14 protein-coding genes and 1 riboswitch are annotated in these 15,865 nt (G+C 36.7%); of the genes, 13 read left to right on the top strand and 1 reads right to left on the bottom strand.

The window, feature by feature from the left end; translation table 11 throughout:
• The first annotated feature begins 34 nt into the window (after positions 1 to 34).
• The 11 genes from CWO92_RS12115 (at position 35) to phnE (CWO92_RS12070) (ending at position 11,057) form a co-directional block, all read left to right on the top strand.
• Positions 35 to 652 carry a DUF5052 family protein gene (locus tag CWO92_RS12115; RefSeq protein ID WP_101354474.1) on the top strand — a complete coding sequence of 206 codons (618 nt, stop codon included), beginning with the start codon at positions 35 to 37 and terminating at the stop codon, positions 650 to 652.
• A gap of 572 nt (positions 653 to 1,224) precedes the next feature.
• A riboswitch (SAM riboswitch) is annotated at positions 1,225 to 1,334 on the top strand.
• Positions 1,335 to 1,432: 98 nt separating this feature from the next.
• Positions 1,433 to 2,479 (top strand): LLM class flavin-dependent oxidoreductase, encoded by a 1,047-nt coding sequence (locus tag CWO92_RS12110; protein ID WP_101354473.1) that lies wholly within the window; start codon positions 1,433 to 1,435, stop codon positions 2,477 to 2,479.
• Positions 2,476 to 3,417, top strand: coding sequence for an ATP-grasp domain-containing protein (locus CWO92_RS12105; protein ID WP_101354472.1), 942 nt, complete (start codon positions 2,476 to 2,478; stop codon positions 3,415 to 3,417). Before CWO92_RS12110 ends, CWO92_RS12105 begins: the two co-directional genes overlap by 4 nt.
• 148 nt (positions 3,418 to 3,565) lie before the next feature.
• A complete protein-coding gene (locus tag CWO92_RS12100) occupies positions 3,566 to 4,321 on the top strand; it encodes a threonine/serine exporter family protein (RefSeq protein WP_101354471.1) in 756 nt (251 codons plus the stop codon).
• Between the two features lie 67 nt (positions 4,322 to 4,388).
• Positions 4,389 to 4,826, top strand: a complete 438-nt coding sequence (locus tag CWO92_RS12095; RefSeq protein ID WP_101354563.1) for a threonine/serine exporter family protein — start codon at positions 4,389 to 4,391, stop codon at positions 4,824 to 4,826.
• A 140-nt stretch (positions 4,827 to 4,966) separates the two neighbouring features.
• The gene (asnB, locus tag CWO92_RS12090) at positions 4,967 to 6,814 is read left to right on the top strand and encodes an asparagine synthase (glutamine-hydrolyzing) (protein WP_101354562.1); all 1,848 of its coding nucleotides are present in this window, start codon (positions 4,967 to 4,969) and stop codon (positions 6,812 to 6,814) included.
• Positions 6,815 to 6,929: 115 nt separating this feature from the next.
• The gene (locus CWO92_RS12085; RefSeq protein WP_233270041.1) at positions 6,930 to 8,174 is read left to right on the top strand and encodes a DEAD/DEAH box helicase; all 1,245 of its coding nucleotides are present in this window, start codon (positions 6,930 to 6,932) and stop codon (positions 8,172 to 8,174) included.
• A 68-nt stretch (positions 8,175 to 8,242) separates the two neighbouring features.
• Positions 8,243 to 8,380 carry a protein YpzF gene (gene ypzF, locus CWO92_RS25430; protein WP_165786677.1) on the top strand — a complete coding sequence of 46 codons (138 nt, stop codon included), beginning with the start codon at positions 8,243 to 8,245 and terminating at the stop codon, positions 8,378 to 8,380.
• A gap of 336 nt (positions 8,381 to 8,716) precedes the next feature.
• Positions 8,717 to 9,487, top strand: a complete 771-nt coding sequence (gene phnC, locus CWO92_RS12080; RefSeq protein ID WP_101354470.1) for a phosphonate ABC transporter ATP-binding protein — start codon at positions 8,717 to 8,719, stop codon at positions 9,485 to 9,487.
• On the top strand, positions 9,487 to 10,263 hold the full coding sequence (phnE, locus tag CWO92_RS12075; RefSeq protein ID WP_101354469.1) for a phosphonate ABC transporter, permease protein PhnE: 777 nt from the start codon (positions 9,487 to 9,489) through the stop codon (positions 10,261 to 10,263). The genes phnC and phnE (CWO92_RS12075) overlap by 1 nt, the downstream gene beginning before the upstream one ends.
• A gap of 38 nt (positions 10,264 to 10,301) precedes the next feature.
• A complete protein-coding gene (gene phnE, locus CWO92_RS12070; protein ID WP_437177545.1) occupies positions 10,302 to 11,057 on the top strand; it encodes a phosphonate ABC transporter, permease protein PhnE in 756 nt (251 codons plus the stop codon).
• Positions 11,058 to 11,365: 308 nt separating this feature from the next.
• On the opposite strand, the gene CWO92_RS12065 is transcribed toward phnE (CWO92_RS12070), so the two are convergent.
• Positions 11,366 to 12,292: a phosphate/phosphite/phosphonate ABC transporter substrate-binding protein gene (locus CWO92_RS12065; RefSeq protein ID WP_101354467.1), complete on the bottom strand. Its 927-nt coding sequence runs from the start codon at positions 12,290 to 12,292 to the stop codon at positions 11,366 to 11,368.
• Positions 12,293 to 12,584: 292 nt separating this feature from the next.
• Between CWO92_RS12065 and CWO92_RS12060 the strand changes: the two genes are divergently transcribed.
• Positions 12,585 to 14,159: a bifunctional metallophosphatase/5'-nucleotidase gene (locus CWO92_RS12060; RefSeq protein ID WP_101354466.1), complete on the top strand. Its 1,575-nt coding sequence runs from the start codon at positions 12,585 to 12,587 to the stop codon at positions 14,157 to 14,159.
• 233 nt (positions 14,160 to 14,392) lie between these two features.
• Positions 14,393 to 15,781, top strand: a complete 1,389-nt coding sequence (locus tag CWO92_RS12055) for an L-cystine transporter (protein ID WP_101354465.1) — start codon at positions 14,393 to 14,395, stop codon at positions 15,779 to 15,781.
• The last annotated feature ends 84 nt before the right edge of the window (positions 15,782 to 15,865 follow it).

Below are 15,865 nucleotides of genomic sequence, written 5' to 3'. Positions count from 1 at the left end.
TTAGTATTCATCAAGACTGGGGGAAGAAATACCTATGAAGCAAAATTTAAAGAGATTTTCATTATTAGTATTAGCTGCTTCCTTAATATTCGTTCTTAGCGGGTGTCAGTTATTTGACCTTTGGGGAAAGAATATTGAGAAAGCATTAAAGGGATTAGATGTCACACTTCAGACCTACGATGCAGATGGTCAACCAATTGATACCATTAAAGGTGTATCCGGCAATATTAGCAGGGATACGAAATTCGACATAACCAATGAGAAAGGCGATACCACAAAACAATCATCCGTATTAAATATAACTATTGGTGGAAAGCAAATTACACATGTAGGCAGCACATTAGTCATGTATGAAAAAGGCTTAAAAGATGTAATGAATGAGATACCTCAAAATGTTTCGGTAGATAACACTGACAGAAGTATGCCTTTTTTAAATAAGATTGTGAATAATTATCATAATTTATTTGCTGGTAAGTCAAAGATTATATTAATAAGATCACAACAAGGAAAACCAGTTGCAACTTTTACAGGTAATAAAGTCTCTTATTGGCAAACGGATGTACCAAATTCAACAGGAATCATTATAGACGGAAAGTATCTGTTTATTTATCGCTGTGACTTTACAATGTATGAAACAAAATTATTAGAATAGAAGATTGTAAGACTTACTGATGTATTAATAAGGATTCCGAATCATAATTAAATGCTGATTTTCAAAATAAGGAAAAGGGGATGAAACGAATTCATCTCCTAAATCTATATTTTTTAGCAGTACATGATCTAACATGTTTTGCTAAGTACATAATTTCAATGCAGAAAAAATAAACCAAAATAGAGCTTCGTAAACTCTCCAAATTGTTATTAAAACACCATATACTTAAATATCCCAATGTTCTTAAGCAATATAGCATTCCAAATTCAGAAATCCTGAAGGGAGTCTATTGTACGCAATGTTTTTATTTACCCAAGGGTAACAATTGACCATTACCAATAAAGAAGCAAGATAATTTATACAATGTCATCAGAGTCCACCAATCGTAGGATTTTATTAGATTAGAATTTCCTAATTCAGGTGTAATAAAAGGAATAGTATTTGCGCCTCGTTTTGATGATTGGGAATAAATGTGTAAAGGTTATATCGCTTCTGTACCTTCTGACTTTTCGAAAATTATTTACTTGACTAAAGTCCAACTTATATTGTAGGATTACTATGAAAAAAGAATAGTCTTATCAAGAGAGGCGGAGGGACTGGCCCGGTGAAGCCCAGCAACCTTTAGACGTGTGTTTAAAAAGGTGCTAATTCCAGCAGAGCTTTTTGTTCTGATAGATAAGTAGATTTTTGTTAGCAAACTTCTTCTTATCGAGGAAGTTTTTTATTTATGTTATTTCAAATGAATAAATCATCTTATGTAGGTGGGAGGAGCAGGAAAAGATGAAATACGGATTTTGGTTACCTATTTTTGGAGGATGGCTACGAAATGTAGAGGATGAAAAGATGCCGCCTACATTTGAATATGCAAAAAAAGTAATTCAATCGGCGGAAAAATGGGGATACGATACGACTCTCATCGCAGAATTATATTTGAACGATATTAAAGGACCTGAGCATGATTCTTTGGAAGCATGGTCGACTGCTGCGGCCCTTGCAGCGGTAACAGAGAAAATAGAAATAATGGCAGCGGTAAGACCTGGGTTCCATAACCCAGCTGTTTTAGCTAAAACAACTGCAAATATTGATCATATTAGTAATGGCCGTTTCACTTTAAATGTTGTTTCCGCATGGTGGGAAGAAGAGGCTCGTCAATATGGCGGTATCTTTACTGCTCATGATGAACGATATGATCGAACAGAAGAATTTATTGATGTGTTAAAAGGAATGTGGACAGAGGATACATTTAATTATCAAGGTAATTTCTATCAAATTAAAGATGCTCACTTACATCCTAAGCCAGTTCAAAGACCAAATCCGGTTCTTTATGCAGGAGGAGAAAGTGAAAGAGGCAAGCAAGCGATTGTAAATAGCTGTGACGCTTATGTTATGCATGGTGGTACGGTAGAAGAAGTTGCCGCAAAAATTCAAGACATGAAACATCGTCGGGAAAGTGCCAATAAAACCCCGTTTAAATCCTTTGGAATGGCCGCCTATGTTATTTGCCGAGATACGGAAGAAGAAGCTGCAGCTGAGCTTGCTAGAATCACCGATATTAAGGAATCGAGTGCTTATGCAGGGTACAATGATTTTGTCAGCAAGTCTCAATTAGAGCAACAAGTGAAATTATATGATTATTCCGTATCCAACCGAGGGCTAAGACCGAATCTAATAGGAACTCCGGCCCAAATTGCTGAGAAAATTAAAGAATATGAAAGTGCCGGAGTCGACCTATTATTATTGCAATTCTCACCACAGTTAGAAGAAATGGAAAGATTTTCGAAACAAGTAATGCCATTGTTAAAGGAAAGTGGGGTAAGTCTATCATGACAAAGGTGTATATAATTCATGAAAATAGTGATTGGACCATTCATTTAACAAAACGTTTAGAGGAACTTTCCATTGCATTCGAAGAGTGGTTTCTCGATGAAGGAGTCGTCGATTTATCAGAGGAACCGCCTGAAGGTATTTTTTTCAGTCGGATGAGTGCATCCTCTCATACTAGAGGGCATCGCTTTTCACCAGAGTTATCGTCTGCTGTCTTTACATGGTTAGAAAGCTATGGAAGAAAGGTATACAACGGCAGCAGCGCCATTAGATTAGAATTAAGTAAGGTAAATCAATATGCTGAGTTGGAACGGTACGGCATCAGAACACCGAAAACAATAGCTGCGGTGGGACGAACAAAAATTGTAGAGGCAGCGGAAAAATTAGGTACTCCATCATTTATCACAAAGCATAACCGAGCTGGGAAAGGTTTAGGAGTCCAACTTTTCCATTCTATACAATCATTAGAGGATTATGTGAACAGTGCTGAATTTGAAGAGCCGGTAGATGGAATTACACTTGTGCAAGAATATATCCAATCCCCTGAAAGCTATATTACTCGATGTGAGTTCATCGGAGGGAAATTCCTGTATGCTGTTCGTGTCGATACATCAGAAGGATTCGAGTTATGTCCAGCTGATGCATGTCAAATAAATGATTTATTTTGTCCGGTTGGTGAGACTTCTACAGAAACAGATAAGTTTCAAATTATAGAAGGATTCCACGATCCAATAATAGAAAAATATGAATCATTTCTACGTGGCAATAATATTCAAATAGCAGGAATAGAATTTATTCGCAATCAAGCGGGAGACATTTACACCTATGATGTAAATACAAATACAAATTATAACAGCGATGCTGAAATAAAAGCGGGAAAGTTCGGAATGCTTGAGCTTGCCAAATTCTTAGGGGAAGAGTTAAAAAAACATTCAAGATAAGAACAGGAGGAACGAGGCTATTCATGCAGCCTCGTTTTTACTTGTTCCAAACAGTATAGTAACATAAAGAAAAATGTATTGATAAAACACTTGTCTATATTTTAAGATGATAAGGGATTTCTTGAATATGAACGTATAGGAGTAAAAAATGGAACAAGAATATAGCAAGACATATAAAATTGTGGATGTATGTTTACTCGCGGGTAAAATCATGCTGCAAAGCGGCGGTGAAACGTATCGGGTCGAGGATACGATGACCAGAATTGCGAATGCATTTGGGATATACGGATCTCATTGTTTTGTGACGCCGACAGGAATAATTTTTTCTATTGATGGGGTGGAGCCGACAAAGCTGGTGAGGATTGTCGAGCGCTCCACGGATTTAAAAAAGGTAACTGTAGTAAACAGTATATCCAGAAAAATTGCAAGCGGTGAGCTGCAGTTAGATGAAGCCTATCAAAAATTAAAAGACGCAGAAAAGGCAGATTATAAATTTTCCGTATGGCTTCAAATTGCAGCGGCCTCATTGGCAAGTGGCTGTTTCCTTATCATGTTTCAAGGCCAGTGGAAAGATTTTATTCCCGCTATGATTACTGGCGGAATTGGCTATACAAGTTTGTTATACTTTCACAGACTCGTCCAAATTCGTTTTTTTGCCGAGTTTTTGTCCTCTTTCATCATGGGGCTAGTATCTGCTTTTCTTGTAAAATTTAGTATAGGCACCGAACTCGACAAAATTATCATTGGCTCTGTAATGCCGTTAGTGCCAGGGTTATTAATAACGAATGCAATCAGGGACTTAATGGCGGGGCATCTTGTTTCAGGTCTTTCCAAAGGAGCGGAGGCTTTTTTAACTGCCTTTGCAATAGGGGCGGGAATCGCCATTGTACTTTCCTTTAGATAAGAATATTTTTACAAACTAGGGAAATTACACAGTGTTCAATCAGAGAGGAATGAAAGCGTTGATGATGATGCTTGGACAGCTTATAACTAGTTTTGTCTCCACCGCAGCGTTTGGGATTATTTTTAATGTACCGCGGAGTAAGCTATTTTTATGCGGCCTTGTAGGGATGGTAGGGTGGATTGTATATATAGCATTAAATATTAATCTTCACACAGATTCCGTAATTGCAACATTTATTGCCGCTTTTATAGTAGGAATTATTAGCCAAATCTTTGCTCGAATCTACAAAGAGCCAATCATTATTTTTAGTGTGTCAGGTATTATTCCTATGGTTCCTGGCGGATTAGCTTACGATGCTATGCGTCACTTTGTGGAAAATGACTATAACTCAGCCATTCAATTAGCGGCGAAGGCATTCATGCTGTCAGGAGCCATTGCGATTGGTATCGTTTTTTCGGAAGTTGTAAAGCAAATAATGAAGAAACCAAAGACAATATCCAAATAATAGCTATCACCCATTGATTGGGTGTTTTTTATTTTTTTATGGCTGGTACCGTTTACATCAAAAAGGACAACTTTCCATTCGGGTTACTCGCCCATATGATAAGTATGGTTTTTAAAAGAAAATTGGAAGGATGGTCCTTTATGTGTGGTATTACTGGGTGGATTGATTATCGAGGCGATTTAAGTAACCAACATACCATTTTAGAAAAAATGACAGAAACATTAGCGAAGCGTGGACCTGATGACACGAATGTATGGGTAACACCACATGCGGCATTTGGACATAAGCGGTTGGTCGTTGTTGACCCTCAAGGTGGTATTCAACCGATGACGCGAACAAAGGGAGAGTACAACTATACTATTTGTTATAATGGGGAACTTTATAATACAGAAGATATAAGAAAAGAGCTTATAAAAAGAGGATATCAATTTCAAGGACATTCTGATACAGAAGTATTGTTAACGTCTTATATAGAATGGAAAGAAGATTGTGTCCAATACTTAAATGGTATATATGCATTTGGGATTTGGGATGAAGAAAGACAGCAATTATTTATGGCCCGTGATCGCATGGGGGTGAAGCCGTTATTTTATTCTGAGCATAATGGAAGACTTTTGTTTGGCTCAGAGATAAAGGCTATTTTGGCTCATCCAGACATGAAGGCGGAAATTGGAATGGATGGATTGGCAGAGGTTCTAGGATTAGGCCCATCCAGAACACCTGGACATGGAATTTTTATTGGGATTAAAGAAGTTCGGCCTGCACATGCTTTAACATATTCAAAAGATGGATTGAAGATTTGGAGATATTGGAATGTAAAGAGTGAACATCATACGGACAGTGTAGAAGAAACTGCGGGAAAAGTGCGGTCATTATTTACGGATGCTGTAACAAGACAATTGGTTTCAGATGTTCCAGTTTGCACCTTTTTATCTGGAGGAGTTGATTCAAGTGCTATAACTGCTATTGCATCCAATCATTTTAAAGCAGAAGGTAAGGGCCCGCTTCACACCTATTCCATCGATTATGAAGGAAATGATCAGTACTTTAAAGCTAATGACTTTCAACCAAATGCGGATGGTTATTGGATAGATTTGATGAAAAATACTTACGAAACCATTCATCATAATTGTGTTATTAGTCAGGAAGACCTCGCTGAATATTTAAAGGAAGCAGTTCTGGTTAGGGATACTCCCGGAATGGCGGATGTTGACTCATCTTTATTATGGTTCTGCAAAGAAATTAAAAATGATTTTGTAGTAAGTTTATCCGGAGAATGTGCAGATGAAATCTTTGGTGGCTATCCATGGTTTCACCGTCAAGATGATTTAGAGCGGGCAGGATTTCCTTGGATGCGTTCCTTGGATGAACGAGTTAGCCTATTAAAGGATAGTTGGAATCAAAGGCTCCATTTACAGGATTATGTCATGACACAATATGAGAGCACTGTACAGGAAACCCCAAAACTGGAAGGTGAAAGTCCATTAGAAGCGAAGAGACGGCAGTTGTTTTATTTAAATTTGACATGGTTCATGACAACACTGTTAGATCGCAAAGATAGAATGAGTATGGGCGCAAGCCTTGAGGTGCGGGTTCCGTTTGCTGATCATCGTCTTGTAGAATACGTCTGGAATATTCCTTGGGAAGTGAAAATGTATGCAGGCCGTGAGAAGGGAATTTTACGTAAGGCATTAGAAGGTATATTACCTGATGAAGTATTATATAGAAAGAAAAGTCCTTATCCAAAAACACATAACCCTGTATACACAAAAGTTGTGCAAAATTGGTTAAGCGAAATACTAGAAGATAGAAATTCTATTCTGTACGAAATATTTAAAGCAAAAAAGTTGCGAGATATTATGGAGTCAGAAGGAAAAGCATTTCAAGTGCCGTGGTTTGGCCAATTAATGACAGGGCCTCAATTACTGGCATACCTTGCCCAAGTTCATTTTTGGTTTGATCACTACGGAATTAATATAAAGGAATAGTTCCAATCGGAGGTAGCTCTCAGAGATGAGTTACCTTTTTTATATAGGATGAGAAAGTTTTATTTTAAAGGACATGATATGATTAAAGGCAGAATAATTTAAGGGTGTGAAACGTTTGTCCAATTTTATAAAACTAGGTGTAGGTACTAATCTTAACAAAGTGCTCCATTCCTATGGAATTATGGAGCCTACTCCTATTCAGGAAAGGGCCATTCCTCCTCTTCTTGAGGGAAGGGATATGGTTGCACAAGCAAAAACTGGTACAGGAAAAACATTTGCGTTTATTTTGCCGATATTGGAAAAAGTGAATGCGGAGAGTCCTCACATACAGGCTTTGATCATCACTCCTACTAGGGAATTAGCGATTCAGATTACGACAGAGTTAAAGAAGCTGACAGAAAAACTAGATAATATCCATGTACTTGCTGTATATGGTGGGCAAGATGTGGAACAGCAAATGAGAAAATTAAAAGGGGCTATGCATATCGTTGTAGCAACTCCAGGAAGACTGCTCGATCATATGCGTCGGCATACAATTGATCTATCGCATGTTAGGATGCTAGTCCTTGATGAAGCAGATCAAATGCTCCATATGGGATTTTTACCTGAAATAGAGGATATTATTGGGGCGCTATCAGTAAATAGGCAAACTATGTTATTTTCGGCAACTATGCCAAAGCAAATTCGCTCTATAGCAAACAAGTATATGAAGAATCCAATCGATATCCAAGTAAAAAGCCCAAGAATAACCGTTGATGATATTAAGCAGTTGGTGATTGAAACTACAGATCGGGCGAAACAAGAAACTCTTTGTGAATTAATTAATCAGTATCGACCGTTTCTTGCCATTATCTTTTGTCGGACGAAAAGAAGAGCCAGTAAATTAAACAATGCTTTAAAGGAACGGGGATATTTAGCGGAAGAGCTTCATGGGGATCTTTCACAAGCGAAACGAGAAAAGGTCATGAAACAATTTAGAGATGCCAAGATTCAACTATTGGTAGCAACAGATGTAGCAGCACGCGGAATTGACGTCGAAGGGGTGACACATGTATTTAATTATGATATTCCGGAAGACGTGGAAAGCTATATTCACCGGATTGGTCGGACAGGTAGAGCCGGAGGAACAGGCCTTGCCCTTACGCTAGTTGCCCCAAAAGATCGTTCCTATCTGGAGATGATAGAGAAAGGCATTCATCTCAAAATAGAAAAGATATTAACGAAACAAAAGAAACCCTTCAATTCTCATAGCACAGAACAGAGGAATAGAAGAAAGAAGTCTATTCCATCGAATGAAAAAAGAAACAGCAGTGGTCACAAAGGGAAAAGGAAAAAGTCAAAAAGTCCTTATAAAAGATAGTTTCCTCGTATAATATTCTTCATTTTCATCAAACTACAAATGTAGCCGATGAAAAAGGGGTGAAGCTCATGGGAAGAACGAAACATGGTAATGCGAATGCACAAAGAAATAATAATGTTAAAACTCAAAATGTTATGAGCGACGAATTAGTCGAATTTAATACTCATAAAAGAATTCAAAAGGGAAATGAATCTGAAAAAAAATGAAGGGCAGGCAATAGCCTGTCTTTTTCAATGGAAAAATCTACTTTCCGATTTTATTTAATAAGGAAAGTTTCTTTAAAGTTTTTATTATATAATATATTTAGAAACATTTTCGTCATAAAATTGAAATTAAATAAAATCTTAACTTGAGTTTACTAGATTTATTTAGTAAATTAAATGTTGTAAAATGTAGTTTTTTGTATTTTTTATTAGAAAATATTGTAATATACAGAAAAAAGTTGGGATTTTAACCCTCACGATAGCAGTCAACTGCTTAGTGAGGGTTTACTGCCAATCACGGTTAAATCAAACTTTTGTAAAAGGGGAAATCATAAAAAGATGATTGAATTCAAAAATGTTTCTAAGGTATATCCGAATGGGACAAAGGGTCTGAAAAATGTAAACCTTAAGATTAATAAAGGAGATTTCGTAGTCATAGTAGGACTTTCTGGAGCGGGTAAGTCTACACTTCTTCGTTCTATCAATAGATTGCATGAAATCACAGAGGGAGAAATCATCATTGATGGCAAATCTATCACAGCAGCTAAAGGAAAATCACTTCGTCATATCCGTAGAGATATAGGGATGATTTTCCAAAATTTCAATCTTGTTAAACGCTCCAGCGTTATTCGAAATGTTTTGTCTGGAAGGGTAGCCTACCATTCTACCATTCGAACATTGCTAGGATTATTTCCAAAGCAGGATGTTGAATTAGCGCTGAATGCATTAGGTAGGGTGAATATTCAAGAAAAGGCATATTCTCGTGCTGATGAATTATCAGGGGGACAACAACAGCGTGTGTCGATTGCACGTGCTTTAGCGCAAGAGGCAAAAATCATTCTTGCTGATGAACCAGTTGCATCTCTTGACCCGTTTACAACTAGACAAGTAATGGATGACTTAAAAAGAATCAATCAGGAACTTGGAATTACCACGATTGTAAACCTTCACTTTGTAGATTTAGCTAGACAGTATGCTACAAGAATTATAGGGATTCGTGCGGGTGAGATTGTGTATGATGGTCCTGTTGAAGAAGCTACAGACGATGTATTCTCTCAAATTTACGGCCGTGAAATAAAGAGTGACGAGTTGTTAGGAGAGACAGAGTAATGGAAACAGTAAAACCAAAGAAAACAAAAATAAAAACTCTCTTAACCATCGTATTAGTTATTGCAATTATTTGGGGAAGTATTATTAATACACAAATCTCTTTATCGACCTTAATTCAAGGTTTGCCTAATATCGTAGATTTAATTAAAGAAATGTTCCCGCCTGACTGGAGTTATTTTGGTTCTATTACCAATCAAATGTTAGAAACCATCAGGATGGCTGTATTAGGGACAACATTTGGTGGAATTATTGCAATTCCTTTTGCACTCTTATCTTCTAGTAATGTAGTTAAAATACCGGTAGTATATCAGGTTTTTAGATTTATTATGAACTTAATTCGTACAATTCCAGAACTTCTGTTAGCAGCACTTTTTGTGCCGGTATTTGGGATTGGGGAACTTCCGGGTATTTTAGCAATTGCTGTATTCTCATTTGGGATTATTGCAAAGCTCTTTTATGAAGCAATTGAAGCAATTGACCCTGGTCCGCTTGAAGCGATGACAGCCGTAGGCGCAAATAAAATTCAGTGGATTTTCTTTGGGGTTATTCCTCAGGTTATTGCTCATTATATGTCCTTTTTCTTATATAGCTTTGAAATCAATATTCGTGCAGCTGCTATTCTAGGGTATGTAGGGGCTGGTGGTATTGGATTAGTATTAAATAATGCATTAGGATTTTTCCAATACGACCGAGTTCTCACGATTATTATTTACACATTGATTGTGGTCGTTATTGTCGATGCCATTAGTAATAAGTTACGGGAGAAGTTGCTATGAACCAAGTATCTTTAAAAAAGCCAATAAGAAAACGTGTGATGAAATGGGTAGTAGTTGCAATTGTTATTCTAATCTATGTATGGGCATTTTGGGGTGCTCCACATATAGAGATAAAGGATTCTGCCAAACAAGCTCTTAAAGGAATTTTTAGTGGTTTTGCACATCCAGACTGGGGATATATTTATGATCCGGAGGGTGAGGATTTATTAAGATCCTTGCTTGAAACATTAGCAATTGCCGTTTTAGGAACGTTCATTTCGGCGGTTCTATGTGTGCCATTTGCGTTCTGGGGTGCGCGTAATATGAGTAAAAACAAAGCTATTTCTAGTGTTGGTAAATTTGTACTTAGCTGTATTCGCGTGTTTCCGGAATTAATTATGGCGTTAATCTTTATTAAAGCAGTTGGTCTTGGACCATTTGCGGGGATTCTTGCATTAGGCTTCCACTCTATTGGAATGTTAGGAAAACTGTTCGGGGAATCCATTGAAAATACGGAATTTAGTGCCAGAGAAGCGTTAATTGCTTCAGGAGCCAATAAAATTCAAACTTTATGGTTTGCCATATTGCCGGAAGTCATGCCTGCCTTTTTATCTTATACCCTTTATCGCTTTGAAATAAGTGTGCGTTCTGCTACTATCCTTGGTATCGTAGGTGCAGGGGGAATCGGAGCTCCACTGATCTTTGCTTTACAAGGTCACACATGGCCGCGCGTTGGAATCATTCTTTATGGAATAGTTGTAATGGTAACTATAATTGATGTGATCTCAGCACAAATTAGAAAGAGAATAGTTTAATAGTATAAGTGGAATGCGGACTCTTCCGAGAGTCTGCTTTTTATTTTATGCGTATAAAGATAAGTTTCTTTTAAGAGTTTAACGATGCATGTCTCCAACTCTTATCAGCTGACCAATAATGGGGAGTCAATTGTTAGATAGCATTGAAGAATCTAGCGGTGAATTGTCCTTATAATTTCTCCAACATTGAAGCTGACCGTAACGCTTGTCTGCCTTTTCTTTTAAGGTTGACCTGTTACGTGAATATATTAACTTCGTTATCTAGGAATATAAAAAACACCGCCGATATTGTGGCGGTGTTTTTTATATTATTTACCAATCTCTTCCATCTTTTTGCTATAATCACGAACGATATTAAAGTTAGAGTCTTTAGACTTTACATAACCTTCATGTGTGTAGATGGATTCAATAATCTTCTTACCTTCTGGATCTTTACCAATTTTAATGAATGCATCAGCGATCTTATCTGCCCATTTCTTTGATATATCTGGACGAATACTGATAGTATCATTCGGAATTTTTTCTGTTAAGAATAAGTAATGTGTATCTTTATAAATATTAGGATATTCTTTTGCTACAATATTACGAGCATCTACGAATACTGCCGCAGCGTCGATGCTTTTATCCATTACACCCATAACACCTTTATCATGTCCTTGTAGTTGAACACCTGTTACATCTTTTTGTGCGTCGATACCGTGATCTTTTAAATATGCTGCTGGCCATACATAACCAGCTGATGAAGTTGCAGCTTGCCAACCGATTTTCTTACCTTTTAAATCATCTACTGATTTAATACCGGAGTCGTTTCTTACAAGAAGTCCAGCATAGTAATAATCAACTAATTCTTTTGTTTGTGCACCAGTATCAGGATTAACTCCATAACGTTGTGCTTGAAGAAGTACATTTGCAGCTTTTTGTTGATGGGCTAGTACATAATCAGTAGGAGGTAAGAAACCAATTTCTAGTTGTTTAGATTTCATTGCCTCTACGACACTATTATAGTCAGTAGTAACGCTAACCTCTACTGGAATACCAAGTTCTTTTTTTAGAAGTCCTTCTAGAGGCTTCGCTCTTGCTTCCAATGTTTCAGCGTTTTGAGATGGTACGAATCCGATTCTTAATTTTTTTAGATCTCCATTTCCATCTTTTGCTTTATTGGAGCTTCCACATCCAGCCAATGCTATAGCAGCAAGAGAGAGAGCTAACAATAATACAGCAAACTTTTTAAGCATACTTTTACCCCCGTGTTTATATTTTTTTGAACACGAATTAAGCATATAATATTTTGTCGGTAAAATAAACAAAAAATTTGCATTCCGATAAAATATTTTGAAGGGAATGTACAATTGTTAATACGGCATTAACAGGGGGTTAAAAGCTTGTTAAGAGTATGTAATAATTCTTTATATTGAAATAGATTTTCTGATTCTGTATTGCAAATTTAATGGTAGTTTTTAATAGGTTTGTGTAAAATATAGGGACAGAATATTCTATAAAACAGTTTCTCTAGAAAGGAATTTTATCATGAACAAAATGGAACTAGTTATCCTGGAAACGAGTGATGTTCATGGAAGCATATTTCCAATTAATTACGGAAATAACAATCCCTCTGACGTTGGCTTAGGAAAGGTAGCAACTTTGATAAAAAAGGAAAAAAACAACCATTCGCAAGTTTTATTAGTAGAGAATGGTGATCTAATCCAGGGAACTCCACTAACATATCACTATGCACGGATTCGATCTAATCGTCCTAATCCGATGATTATTCTAGCAAATGAATTACATTATGATGCTGCCGTTTTTGGGAACCACGAGTTTAATTATGGGAAAGAGCTGCTAGCTTCAGCGGTGAAGGAATCCAATTTTCCTTGGTTATCTGCAAACATTGTAAGTAAGGAGACAGGCGAACCCTACTTTGGAAAACCATACACCGTTAAAGAATTTGCAACAGGTTTACGGGTTGGCATATTAGGACTGACCACCCCGTATATTCCTAATTGGGAGCAGCCTCAGCATATAGAAGGAATGGAATTTGTGGATGCAGTTGAAACTGCTAAAAAATGGGTAAGCCATTTAAAAACAGAAGAAAAAGTAGATATTGTAGTTGTTGCTTATCATGGCGGTTTCGAATGCGATTTAGAAACAGGCGAACCGACAGAGAACTTAACTGGAGAAAATCAAGGATATCAGCTATGCATGGAAGTCGAAGGCATAGATGTTCTGTTAACTGGTCATCAGCACCGTCAAATTGCTGGAAATATCATTAACGGTGTTATCGTTGTCCAACCTGGTAATAATGGGATTGCTTTAGGAAAAGTAACATTACAGCTAGAGAAACTAGATAATGGTTGGAAATGTGTACAAAAGTCTTCTGAATTACTTTCTGTCCAAAATGTGGAGGCAGATCAAGTATTATTAAATAAAGTAATGGAGTATGAGAGGGATACACAGGAATGGTTGGATCAGCCAATTGGAAAAATTGAAGGAGATATGCTTGTTCGAGATCCAATGGAAATTAGAACACGTGATAACGCTCTAATTGAATTTATTAACCGCGTTCAAATGGAAGTAGCAGGAGTGGATATTTCTAATACTGCTTTATTCGATAATATTTCTCCTGGATTTCCGGTAAATGTAACAATGAGAGATGTGGTATCAAACTATATATATCCCAATACATTAAAGGTGATACGTATAACCGGGCAAGATATGAAAGACGCCTTAGAGAGGTCTGCATCTTATTTTAAACAATATGATGGTGGAAAAATTGAAGTGAATCCCGCCTTTTCTACACCAAAGCCGCAGCATTATAATTATGATATGTGGGAAGGAATTGACTATTTGATTGATATTTCTAAGCCTTTTGGTGAAAGAATTGTCAAATTGGAATATAATGGACAGCCAGTTCAATATGATAAGGAATATGACGTAGTAATGAATAATTACCGTGCCGGCGGTGGCGGCGATTATTTTATGTATAAAAACAAACCAGTGATTAAAGATATTCCAACAGATGTTTCGGAATTTATAGCCAACTATATATTAGAAAATAAAGTGGTTCAAGCAACAGTTAACCATAATTGGAAGGTTATCTATTAATAAGGAAGAAATCAGCCTATCGTTTGGCTGATTTTTTTATTTACTGGTTATGAAACTAAGGCATATATACTAAAAGACAATGTCAAAATCGGTCGATATAAAATAGTGGGAATTGTTCATTTATTGCTCATTAAAAAAATAAGATGATTATTAAGTAATCCGACTTGACTGATTGGATTAATTATACTATAGTATGGACTTGTATTTCTTATTATTTTATAGGGGGAAGAAAAGTGAACTCGTTTCTTATTATTATTAATATAATTGTTTTGCTTTTACTCATTGTAGGTATGGCTATGATGCAGAAGAAGCATGTTTCTTTTTCCAAACGCGTCTTTACGGGCCTTGGATTAGGTATCGTATTTGGTTTGTTAATACATATCCTATACGGTACAACATCATTCGTAACTACTCACACTATTGATTGGTTCAGTATTGTAGGTAGCGGATATGTGAAATTACTGCAAATGATTGTTATGCCTTTGGTGTTTATCTCCATTGTAGGGGCATTTACAAAGCTAAATCTGACTAAAAATATCGGGAAAATTAGCTTCTTAGTAATTGGTATTTTATTAGGAACAACAGCAATTGCTGCAGCTCTTGGGATTGGATCAGCATTAAGCTTTCATCTTGATGGTGTGCACTTAGTTTCCGGAGAAATGGAAAAAGCCCGGAACGCTGAATTAGCTCAAACTGTCGGTACTGTTAAAGATGCTACAATACCGCAACAAATACTTCAATTATTCCCAAGTAATCCGTTTCAGGACTTAACAGGAGCTCGTCCAACTTCTACGATAGCAGTTGTTATCTTCTCCGCTATAGTAGGGATTGCTTATCTTGGAGTGAAGCGAAAAAATCCTGAGCAAGGTGAATTCTTTGCAAAAATAATAGATACTTTATATGCCATTGTTATGAGGGTGGTTACACTTGTTCTTCGCCTGACACCATATGGAATTTTAGCTTTAATTACAAAAGTTGCTGCTACAAGTGATTATGGTGCTATTGTAAAACTTGGAAAATTTGTTGTTGCTTCTTATGTTGCACTAATTGTAATGTTTATCGTTCATTTAATTCTATTATCACTAGCAAAACTAAGCCCTGTTCAATATGTACGCAAGGCATTGCCAACTATATCTTTTGCCTTTACTTCTAGAACAAGTGCAGGGACATTACCTTTGAATATCAAAACTCAAACAAATGATTTCGGAGTTTCAGAGGGTATTGCAAACTTTGCAGCTTCTTTTGGGTTAACCATTGGGCAAAATGGTTGTGCTGGAATTTATCCTGCGATGTTAGCCGTTATGGTAGCACCAACTGCAGGAATTGATCCAACATCTCCATCCTTTATTATTACGCTAATTTTAACAGTTGCAATTAGTTCGTTTGGTGTTGCAGGTGTCGGTGGTGGTGCGACATTCGCTGCCTTAATCGTATTATCAACTTTAAATCTGCCAATTGCGATTGTTGGTTTACTTATTTCGGTTGAACCATTAATCGATATGGGTCGTACAGCATTAAATGTAAGCGGCAGTATGACAGCTGGAATTTTAACTGGTAAAATAACAAAGGAAATTGATACAAATATATATCAAGAGCCAAAACAAAAGGCAGTTGAAGCATAATCATACAAAACAGCTTATCTAAATTGATAAGCTGTTTTTGTTTTAATATTAATATGTTTCAATGCTATAATGCTTGTAAAAAAA

Origin of the sequence: Heyndrickxia camelliae, assembly GCF_002844575.1 — a bacterium.
Taxonomy (GTDB): Bacteria; Bacillota; Bacilli; order Bacillales; family Bacillaceae_C; genus Margalitia; species Margalitia camelliae.
The sequence above is the reverse complement of the archived record's forward strand: the minus strand, read 5'-3'. Positions and strand labels throughout refer to the sequence as shown.